We start from the raw sequence: 11,365 nt of genomic DNA, 5'->3' as shown, positions 1-11,365 counted from the left end.
TGGAAAGAAAATGAAAAAAATTATTTTAATGGTATTGGCAATTGCTACTTTTAATGCAAATGCCGCAATGATTGAAATCTCTACGGATAAATCAATTTATCAAGTAGGAGAAACTATCACGGCGACGGTAAGCTTTTCTAACGAAGATGCTTTCCTTGACAGAACGTTAATTGTTCAAACATTTGACGTCTACAATACGGTAATTGGTTTTGACGCAACAGTTATAAATTTTGTAGATGCCTCAACATTAAACCCTTTTGGTGCGATTAATACCTTAGGAGATCCCATTTCCGAGTTATTCCTTCCACTGACATATTTTGGGGGCGTGCTAGAAATAGGATCTTCAATCGTAGATCATTTTGGAGGAATCGACTTTATTTATCAGTCGACAACTCCTGTAATAGACTTGTTTAGCTTAAAGTTTGTTGCACAGGCTGCGGGAACTTCAGCGTTGAATGGCTTAGAAGGTAGCATCAATTTTGGAGGGGTCTTTTTAGGCGGTGATAATAAAGAAATTGAAATTAACAGCGCAAACTTCACCATTGCAGAAGTACCTGCACCAGGTACCTTCGCGCTATCGCTTCTGGCTTTAGGTGGTATGTTTTTCGCTCGCAAACGTGTGAAGTCATAAACCTTAATGGCTAAAAGTTTAAGCCCAGCCACGTGCTGGGCTTTTTTATTTCTATTGCTATTTACATACGGCTTTAAATAAACCACACTGAATAAAAATACAATAAGTGTGCACCATGTTAGAAACCATTTCTTTTTCTCAACGCCAACGACTGGCGTATATCGATTTCTGCCTTTTGTTTAAAGGGGCTATTCATCGCCAAGACTTAATAAATCGTTTTGAAGTGGGGCTATCGGCTGGTTCTCGTGACTTTACGCTATACAAAGAGCTCGCCCCTGATAACTTAGTCTACGATCCAAGGGAAAAACGTTACTTTCAAACAGAAAACTTTATTCCAGTTTTTGAACACGATGCAAAGCGAACCCTTGTGAAACTTGCCAACGACATATCAGATGGATTCGATGCGATCGGTGACATACATTTCCCTGTTGAAAGTGCATCTTCACTTAATGTTCCTGATATCTTTGTGGTGGCGAAAGTGGTACAAGCCATCGTGAACAAAAAGGCGATGAGCGTAATCTATACGTCGCTTTCAAGCGGCAGTGGTGCAAGAGAGTTAGTGCCTCATAGTATTGTTGATAATGGTCAACGCTGGCATGTTCGCGCATTCGACAGAAAATCACAAAGTTTCAGAGATTTTGTGCTAACTCGAATTAGTAAGGTAACGGTTAAAGCAGAACCTGAAACCCATGAATGCATAGATTGTGATGAAGAGTGGGGAAGACTTATCTCACTTGAAATTGTGCCGCATCCTAAGAATATTAAATATGCCACCGCAATAGAGCTTGATTACGCCATGGAAGAAGGCGTGCTTACATTGGAAGTACGGGCTGCCATGGCGGGGTATCTGCTTAGACGTTGGAATGTTGATTGTACAAAACATGCAAGCTTACGTACCGGAGAGTATCAACTTTGGCTTAGGAATCAGCAGAGCCTTGCGAATACCGACAATTTAGCCATCGCGCCAGGGTACATTGCAGAGCAAGAACCCTATACCGTATAAAATGTGGAAGTGGCCTGCCAAACAGCACCTTGTTGAGTGTTAGTACATGCAGCTAACCGATATATTTCTTGATACAAACCAGCAGCGTGTCTTTGTCTAAAGGCTTGGCTAAAAAGTCAGTCATGCCGGCAGCCAAGCACTCTTCTTTGTCTTCTGCGAAGGCGTTTGCAGTGAGCGCAACAATTGGTGTGTCAACCTCCAGTGCCTTGCGTAATATTGTTGATGCCTCAATTCCTCCCATGACGGGCATATTGCAGTCCATCAAAATAAGGTCGAATTGATGTCGCTTGCCCACGTCTACGGCATCTTTTCCGTTCTTAACATGCAGGAACTTATAGCCTTCTGACTGCAATATAGTCTTCACGATTTCGGCATTGATTTCGTTGTCTTCAGCTAGCAGTATGCGTTTCTTCTTATTGCCTTCTTTAACATCATTATGAGATACGGGTTTTGTCTCAATTAACCTTCCTAAATCATGCTCAAGTTCTCGACGATTAATGGGCTTAGCATGCGTACGCCAGATAAGTTCAGAAACATCATTTTCATCTTCTAGTCGTTCCAGTTCAGCAGAGATAAGAATGATTTTAGGAAATTTATCTGGGTTCATAGCCTTCAACTGTTCTAGCAAATCGACCCCGCTCATCTCTGGCATAGACAAATCAAGAATAATAACGTCGAAAGCCAGTGGGCTGTCTGATAGGTAGGCTTTTGCACTATCATAACTTTGGGGCACAATCGACATGGAGGTAACGACATGCTCAAAATATTCGCGGCTGGTTTGTAAGTCATCAACTATCGCACAGCGCAAATTAGCACTGGGTTCAACGTTAATGTCAGGCAGCTGAGATTCTTCCGCTGCCATAGTAAAACTGAAGGTGCTTCCTTGGCCTACAAATGAGGTTACATTGATGTCGCCGAGCATGAGTTTCGCCAACTGCTTCGCAATACTTAACCCTAGCCCTGTGCCCCCGTACTCACGGGTGGTGGATTGGTCGGCCTGCTCAAATTTCTTAAAGATATTATCAAGCTTAGATGACTCGATACCAATGCCGGTATCAATAACATCGAAGCTTAAATAATTGCCGTTTGGGCGTTTGGTATAGGTGACTTTTAACGTGACAGAACCTTGTTCAGTAAACTTAATTGCATTACTTAACAAGTTGTGCAGAATTTGCGAAATACGAGTGATATCGCCTTTAATGACGTGAGGTAAGTCAGGGTCTTTTAAGTAATGAAATTCAAGACCTTTTCTTTGGCAGTAAACCCGCTGTAACGACACCACATCGTCCAAGACTTGTAATAAGTCGACTGGCGCCTGTTCAATTTTGATTTTGCCTGCTTCAATTTTTGATATATCGAGAATATCGTTGACTAACACAAGGAGTTGCCTACCAGCAGTTTTGGCTTTTTTAAGGTAGATGTTGCTTTTGTCAGGGTTGTCTATGGCCAACTCGATCATGCCAAACAGGCCGTTCATTGGTGTGCGAAGTTCGTGACTCATGCTTGAAAGAAACTCTGATTTTGCTTTGCTTGCTCTACGAGCCTCATCAGCCGAACTTTCCGCTTGCTCTTTCAAGCTCGTTAGTTTGGCAAATGACCGTTTAACGGTGCGCTCCATAGGGGAAAAGATGAATGCTGCCTCGATACATAATAGAGCGAGTGTGGCTAGCCATAAGTAAACTTCAATCGAAAGAACCACATCTACTCTAGCAGTGGCGTCTTGCTCGAACCGCGCGACGACATAATCAAGCTGTTGTAATAGCGATGTCAGCGCTTGAATATCTAAAAGCGTAGTGGGCTGACACTGTGCTGCATCTAAAATTTGATCGGCGCTTTTTATGTATCGGTTTACTTTGTTGTCGAGCTGGCCTTCGTTAAAGTAAGTATTAGAGATAGAGGAGGGAAGGTTATCGAGTGACACAAGCTGTTGATGATTTTGTTTGAAACGTGCTAACGATTGCGCCAAATACCTTTGCTCTTCACTGTCGTCGCAAATGTTTGGTGTAGAGGTGAGCAACGCAATACGCTGTGAAAGCATGCGTTGCTGACCCGCGATATTGATAATTTCAGCATCTTTCTTCTGATCACTGATTAATTCATAAAGAACAATAAAAGAAAGAGTGACGAGTGTAGCGGTTAGCAATAACGCAACGATATAACGAACACGTATAGACATAAGGGTAGTAGTGGCACAGTGATAACTAAAAGATAATAGATACCAAGTGGTTACGCAATGTGCCGAGCAAATTACTTACGCTAATGTTGCACTATTTAATATCGTTCGGGATGTTATTAGGCACCCAGCCTCGCAATACCGCCTCTTTAGTGTAAAAAGCCGCGTTTTTATCATTAAGAAAATGAGAGTTTATTGCTGGTGAGGAGACTGCTTTAGGTGCACCTTCTCCATGAGATTGGTACTCGGAAAATCTTGCTTCTGTGTGGGGATTAAATGGTCTCTTTGTACCTGATGGCGTAGTTCCACCCATAGTAGTCCAGCGCTTTTGGATGATATGACCTGCCATATAGGTGTTGATAAACGTGGTTTTACCTACAGCGTAAGGGTTTGCATATCGGCCATCTGAAAAGGTGGTTGTAGGATGCCAAGGCCTTCCCAGTGCCACGCTTTCATTTGGAACGCCGTGTTCTCTTTCAAGCCTACAGTTATTGAACGTTAACCCATAAGGACGCTGTAAATGAGTGCTTGGGGCGGTAATGTAGCCTGTTAGTCCTTCGCTATCACCGCCAGAATAACGTTTACGGGAAACAATAGAAACGCTTTCAAAAAACGCGGTGCCCTCACCAAAAATAAAGTCAATATGTCCTGCTATTGTTCCGCCTTCAATCAGAGCGCGGTCACCTTTTAAATAGAGGGTATCTTGGTAACCCCAGAGTGCGACATTTTTAAGGTAAGTGCGATCTGAGTTCACATCGGTTTTAAGCGCTACTGCCTGCGTACCTGATAATCGAGTAGGGTCGTCTTTTGCTTTGACCTCGTTACCGGGATAATCAAAATCATTGGTGATAGTGATATTTTCCAGAGTGATATTATCACCTAAAATCTCCACAGTGGCAGTGCGACGAGTTCCCCATTTTTCTTGAGAATTCTCTGCGACTTGTTGACCTGCATATCGATTGAAAACGATAGTCGTTGTTTCTTGCGACTGGCCCACAAAGTGAACATTATCAACGTTTATGACGACACGCTCTCGATAAACGCCTTCGTTAATAAAGACGGTCCATACTTTATCTTTTTGTGGCTTGTGAGACGCGATATAAGTAACAGCTTGGGACACAGAGTTAAAATGAGGTAAAGCGTCCTTACTTACGTCACTGTCATGTGATTTAGCTACCACTACATCCGTCGTTGCTGGCATTGCCGCGCTTAATCCACTGAAAAGTATACCTGCCAGCAACACAAAGGCTAAACTAAGACTGACACGTGCTTTATTAAATTCCATAGTATTTATTCTTCTACAGCCCGTGCTTGTTAAATGGTTGGCTATTAATAAACACATTGTTTATTGAAAGATGCGCTACGTTTTCGATAACGGCATCTTTAAGCGCACGTTTTATCGTTATGTTATTCAACGTCAACCCAGAAATAGGCGTATGGTCATACCCGCGAAGCACAAAGGCCCGGTTAGCTGACGCAACGTTCAAGTTCTCTATAGTGATATCTTCCAGTAGTGGAGGGAAGTTACCGGCATCACCTTCTTCGTAGAAGAAATTCACGACAACAGCGTCTTTCACCGTCCCAATATCGATATTGCGATAGTTTAGATTTTTTAGGTGGCCACCCCGAATACTGTTGGTTTTAATTCTAATGCCGCGGTCTAAATCAGGGCTACTCATGGTGCAATGCTGAGCATAGAGATTCTCTACACCGCCGGATATTTCACTGCCGATTACAACACCGCCATGGCCAGCCTTCATCTCGCAATGTTCTATGACGATATTACTGCAGGGAACATTGACCCTTCTGCCGTCTGCATTGCGTCCAGATTTAATGGCAATGCAATCGTCCCCTGTATCAAATGTACAGTTAGAGATAAGAACGTTCGTGCAGCTTTCAGGGTCGCACCCGTCCGAATTTGGGCCGAAACTTTTACAGTACACGTCGTTAACGGTGACGTTCTTGCAAAGCACAGGGTTAACTAACCAAAATGGAGAGCGCAGGATGGTAACACCCTCGATAAGTACATTTTCACAGCGGTAAGGTTGTATAAACGGAGGGCGCAGGTAATTATTTTCAAAAACGCGGTCACTAACGGGTGTCCCGTTTTCTACCATTTCTTGCAGCGGGTCTCTGGTATATTTTTGGTTCTCAACCGGATCGTCACCCCATGTTGAAGCCTTCCACTTACCTTTCCATGGCCACCAGTTGTCTTTCGCAGCGCTACCGTCAAGCGTACCTTTGCCGGTGATTGCGATATTACTTTGCTCAAAAGCATAAATAAGAGGGGAGTAACCCATTAACTCCATACCTTCCCAGCGAGTAAAAACATATGGTTTGTAATCATCAGGATTGGTAGAAAATCGAATTGTTGCGCCTGCCTCAATATGCAAGTTTATATTCGACTGTAAGTGAATTGGGCCGCTGCATAGCCAGTCGCCTTTTGGCACAACCACTTTGCCACCACCTTGGCGTGCGACTTGGTCGATAGCTGCATGTAACGCTTGCTTAAAGTCACTGCCATTTTCATTTAAAAAGTCGGTAACATTAGCTTCGCGCTTTGCAAAGGTGGGGCGCTTTATCATCCCTTTAATAAGGTTTGCTTCGGCGTCCCACTGGCGTTGAGTCCTTCCCGTTTCGGTCACATTTGCACATCCGGATAGGAATGTAGGAACACCTACAGCCATCCCAGAAGCTGCAACAGTGGTGGCGAGACCAGACTTTAAGAAGTGACGTCTGGCATTCGGTGAGTTAGGTCGGACCATCATATACCCCTTTTATTTACAATTTAGCGCTTTTTACTTATTCAAATAATGTGCAGCCAGAATGAATGGGCCTACACCTTTCGCGTCGTTTGCTCTGATTGGCTCACTCATGTAGTAGTCGAATGAACCATCTCTATATGGATTTCCACCAAGACCAGCAACAGCGCAAACTTGCTCAAGGCTGATAACGTTAGTATCTGGATTAACCGAAATCATTTGATCAAGGAGTCCAGCAAACCCTTTTTCTGCGTGAGCTTTGTATTCATCAGGAAGAAACTTAAGGCTTGCACCTTTAGCCATAGCGTAGGTCAACATTGCTGTACCTGATGCTTCAAGGTAGTTTCCTTCACGGCTTCCCAAGTCAGTAACCTGATACCAGGTGCCTGAATTATGTTGATAGGTAAGCGTAGCGTCGATAAACGCTTTAAAGCGCGCTTTTAGCCACGGTGTTTTTGGATGTTCGGCAGGAACAACTTCTAGCACATCCACCATTGCCATAGCATACCAACCTAGCGAACGTGACCAGTGATGTTGAGAAAGACCTGTTTCTTTATCAGCCCACTTTTGCTTTTTAGATGCGTCCCAGCCATGTAAGGGGAGGCCTGTTTTTTCGTCGTAAAGGTGCTCTTCAATGAGTTCAAATTGCAAAAATACGTCGTCTAGCTCTTTCATATCGCCGTACTTAACAATGTATTCAGCGTAGAAGGGGGCCCCCATGTATAGGCCATCAAGCCACATTTGGTCTGGATAGCGTTTCTTATGCCAAAAGCCACCTTGCTCGGTACGTGGGTGAGTAGTAAGCTGCGTTCTAAGTAGGTCAGCGGCTTTTTTGTATTTAGGGTTGCCGGTTTCTTCATAGAGGAAAAACAGCACTTTACCAGGGTTAACCATATCAATATTAAACTTATTGATATCATAGGTTTTGATACTTCCGTCTTGTTGAACCAACATGTCGTAGTAACCTTTTACATAAGACAGGAGACGGGGATCTTTAGTATCTTGATAGACTTCTGTTATGGCAAGGAGGTTGAGACCGTGAACGTAATCCCATTGTGGCTTCTCATCCCAATCGATTTGCCAAGCTTCTGGGAAACGCACCATCTCAGACTCTATCATTCTCATAGACCATGATTGTGTGTTGTCGAGAGGCATTTGTACCCAATCATTTGCATTAGCAGCGGAAGAAACAAACGCCGTGCAAGCTACAACGGAAGCTGCGCGTAGAATACCTTTTAGCATAACAAACCCTTATTTTTATAACATTGTAAATACACTCTGTGCTACCGGTAGCATAATGGTTTTTATTTGCTCATATGTCAACGGAATTATTTACATTTTTTAACTTTTATTTTACGCATTTAAAAAGTGTTCAATGTGACGTAAATAACTGTATTTAAATGTTTTAATTAAAGCGCTTATCCTGCTTTGGTAAGTTTCTATAGTCTCTTCTTTTTTTAACATTGCATATCAAATTTCTACTTATTGTAAATTTTTTCAACAAAATTGTTGCCACCGGTAGCATAACTGTTTAGGATGTAAATCAAATGTAAAGCTTGAGTGTTGTTTTCGAGGTTTACATTATTGCCGAAGAGAAGTTTTGCGTTAATTAGAAAACATAGCTGTACCCTGCAACTCTTCTCGTTCAAGGTTTTGGTGGTTTACGAGACCACTATAGAGAATGAATTAGAATTGACGCGTTTTCGCTTCCTTAACAGCCAAGACGTGCTATCGGATAAATGTAAAGCATTGACGGTATTAATCACCAAAATGTTATCCGGTGGCATAAAGGGAAGTGAAATGGTTAAATACGATAAATGTTGAATTTGTGTAAATTTGAATAGTTCACACACGTTTCAAAAGCATCTTCACCTTTTGTCAGTATGCGCGTCTCTTATAAATATAAAAACCGGAGAAACAACAATGTTACCAAAGAAAAAGCAACTCGCTGTTCTTGTTACGCTAGCGTTGTCAGGCGCACATATTCATGCGCAAGAAGCCACAGACGAACAAGCCAGTGAAACCGAAGCGCAAAATATGGAAGTCATTGAAGTATCAGGCTTTCGTGGATCACTTAATAAATCACTGATGGAAAAGCGAACATCAGTTAACAGTAAAGAATCAATTGTTGCGCAAGACATTGGTAAATTCCCGGACTTAAATATTGCTGAGTCAATTCAACGTGTACCCGGCGTAGCCATTTCTCGTGAAGGTGGAGAAGGGCGCCAAATTACTTTGCGTGGTTTGAGCCCTTCATTTACCCGCACAACACTTAATGGCATGGAAGTGCCAGCAAGTACAGATGGCACTGACTCAGGTGGCGGTGTAAACGGTGGACGTGGCTTTGACTTTAACATTTTCGCTTCTGAATTGTTCAACCGCGTAGATATTCAAAAATCTCCTACCGCCTCTATGGAAGAAGGCGGCATTGCAGGTACGGTTGATCTGTACTCGGCAAAGCCGTTTGATTACGACGGTTTTAAATTCGTTTCATCTCTTCAAGGCGGCTATAACAGCATTACAGAAGAGACCGATCCTCGCGCCGCTTTCATGATCAGCAACCGTTTCGCTGACGACAAAGTCGGTGTGCTTTTCTCGGCAGCGTTCTCAGAGCGTACAGTAAGACAGGAAGGTTTTGGTACAGTTCGTTGGACTACTCCAGTTCGTGATGGTGGTGGCATCTTTGGCGATACATCAAACACGGTTGTTAACGGCACACCTGACGTAGATGATTGCCAGTATGAAGGTGAGTCGGTAGACCCGATTAATTGTTTATGGACTCCTCGTTTACCTAGACCTGACTACTTTGGTAATGATCAAGAGCGTGTAGGCTTCACCGGTTCAATTCAGTGGGCTGCAACAGATAATTTCACACTTACGTTAGACGGTTTAGTGTCCAAGCTTGATAACACCCGTACCATGTATAACTTCTTCCACATGTTCAGAAGTACATTCGAAGAAATTACACCTACCTCCATTACTGTCCATCCTAATGGTCAACAGGTGCTGGCTGGTACGTACGACGGTATCAAATCGCGTATTGAAAGCCGTTTACAAGAATCAACCACTGACTTTAGCCAATTTGTAATTTCTGGCGAGTGGTTTATTGGTGAAAACCTTAAACTTGATATGATGGCCGGTACAGCAGAGTCTGACGCTCGTTCAGAGCAATATCGTTACAATATGACGCTGCTGGAAGAAACCAGCTACGGCTTTGACTTTAGCAATAACAGCAACGCGCCAGAAGTGACTTACGGTTACGATGTAAACGATGCAAGCAACTATAATCTAAGCGATGGCCGATTACGTGCTACTGATGTATTGCGTGAAAACGACACGGTCAAATTTGATGCGACATACTTAGGTGATGAAGTCACTATTAAGGCTGGCTTTGCCTACAATGACCGTGTTGTAACCTACAGTGAAGAACAAATAAATGGCTTCCCAGATCAAGACTCGGCAGTAGGTTTTGCTGAAATTATGCCGGTAGACGATTTCGGAAGTGGTTTTGATGGCCCTCTTGACCCGTTCCTTGTTGCCGACTTTGACGCCATTAATAGCCAATTGTTAGATGTTGTTTGGACACCGCGTTCTGCACAAAGCTGGCAAGTAGGCGAAGAAACATCAGCTATGTACCTTGAGCTTGATACGAGCTATGAGATTGCCGACATGTTACTTCGCGCTAATTACGGTGTGCGTTATGTGAAAACAACCACAACCTCTGAAGGCTTTATTCAAGGCGAAACGGTACAAATCGAAAACGAGTACAATAACTTTTTACCAGCAGTTAACTTAGCACTTGAAGCAACTGATGACGTAGTTGTTCGTCTTGGCTTAACACAGTCTATGACTCGCCCAAGCCTGAACTCATTAAACCCTGGTAACCCAAGCTTTGATTATATTAACGGCTCTGTGAGCGTGGGGAACCCATTCCTTGATCCGTTTACGTCGAACAACGTTGACTTTGGTGTTGAATGGTACTTCGATGACGAAGCGCTACTAGCAGCAACAGTGTTCTACAAAGACATTGATAACTGGATTGTTCGCGCATCAGAAGAGCGTTTAGTCGACAGTGCTTACTACGACTTTATCGACAACGATGCACAGTTTGACCCTGTAATTGCGCTAGACCCTCGCACTATTCCATACGAGCATAGCAGTCCAATTAACGCTGAAGACAGAAGTGTAAGCGGTTATGAGTTAATTTATCAGCAGCCGCTAAGTTTCTTACCAGGACTGTTCGAAAACATGGGTATCGTGTCGAACTACACTCACGTAAACGCTGACGACATCGAAGGTATGAGTGAAACATCGTACAACTTCACGGTGTATTACGAAACAGACCAATACGGTGCGCGTGTGTCAGTTAACAAACGCGACGATTACCTGACAGACTTTACTGGCAGCAATGGTAACGTTGCCCACGGTACGACAGGACCTACGCAGGTGGATTTCTCGTCATTTTATAACGTAAACGACGAGCTAACGTTGACCTTTGAAGTAATTAACCTTACCGATGAGTACGAGCGCTTGTTTACCACGGGTGATGGCTCTTTGAACTTGGTACGTGAGTACAACCACACGGGCCGTCAGTTCTTCTTGGGCGCTCGTTATACTATGTAAAAAAACAGGCCGGCCAATTATGCTGGCCGGCCTGAGATAATAATTAAATGTTGTGTTCCGTGAAGACGGGTGTGTTTGGCCATCGTAATGATGGCCTTTTTTATGTGCAAAAAGTGTAGGCCGGGAGGAGTTCAGCACTCCTGTATCTCACTTTTTAAGCAATTTGCGTCGCA

Annotated in this window: 7 protein-coding genes; 3 read left to right on the top strand and 4 right to left on the bottom strand. The window is 43.3% G+C overall.

Features of this window, described 5'->3' with window-relative positions:
- Positions 1-10 precede the first annotated feature (10 nt).
- Entirely contained in the window at positions 11-631 is a 621-nt protein-coding gene (locus MHM99_RS12165; protein ID WP_168463444.1) for a PEP-CTERM sorting domain-containing protein, read from the top strand.
- A 115-nt stretch (positions 632-746) separates the two neighbouring features.
- On the top strand, positions 747-1,634 hold the full coding sequence (locus MHM99_RS12160; RefSeq protein WP_039225312.1) for a WYL domain-containing protein: 888 nt from the start codon (positions 747-749) through the stop codon (positions 1,632-1,634).
- A 52-nt stretch (positions 1,635-1,686) separates the two neighbouring features.
- Here the strand turns inward: MHM99_RS12160 and MHM99_RS12155 are convergent, their stop codons facing one another.
- The 4 genes from MHM99_RS12155 to MHM99_RS12140 form a co-directional block, all read right to left on the bottom strand.
- Entirely contained in the window at positions 1,687-3,810 is a 2,124-nt protein-coding gene (locus MHM99_RS12155; RefSeq protein WP_239219545.1) for a response regulator, read from the bottom strand.
- A gap of 91 nt (positions 3,811-3,901) precedes the next feature.
- A complete protein-coding gene (locus MHM99_RS12150; protein WP_239219543.1) occupies positions 3,902-5,092 on the bottom strand; it encodes a pectinesterase family protein in 1,191 nt (396 codons plus the stop codon).
- Positions 5,093-5,105: 13 nt separating this feature from the next.
- Positions 5,106-6,572, bottom strand: coding sequence for a glycoside hydrolase family 28 protein (locus MHM99_RS12145; protein WP_239219531.1), 1,467 nt, complete (start codon positions 6,570-6,572; stop codon positions 5,106-5,108).
- A gap of 33 nt (positions 6,573-6,605) precedes the next feature.
- Positions 6,606-7,811 (bottom strand): glycoside hydrolase family 88 protein, encoded by a 1,206-nt coding sequence (locus tag MHM99_RS12140; protein WP_239219529.1) that lies wholly within the window; start codon positions 7,809-7,811, stop codon positions 6,606-6,608.
- 681 nt (positions 7,812-8,492) lie between these two features.
- Here MHM99_RS12140 and MHM99_RS12135 point away from each other — a divergent pair.
- On the top strand, positions 8,493-11,192 hold the full coding sequence (locus MHM99_RS12135; protein WP_014949881.1) for a TonB-dependent receptor: 2,700 nt from the start codon (positions 8,493-8,495) through the stop codon (positions 11,190-11,192).
- Positions 11,193-11,365: the final 173 nt, after the last annotated feature.

The organism is Alteromonas sp. MmMcT2-2 (assembly GCF_022348305.1).
GTDB classification, from domain to species: domain Bacteria; phylum Pseudomonadota; class Gammaproteobacteria; order Enterobacterales; family Alteromonadaceae; genus Alteromonas; species Alteromonas macleodii.
Note: the sequence above shows the minus strand (reverse complement) of the source record. Positions and strands in the feature narration are given on the sequence as shown.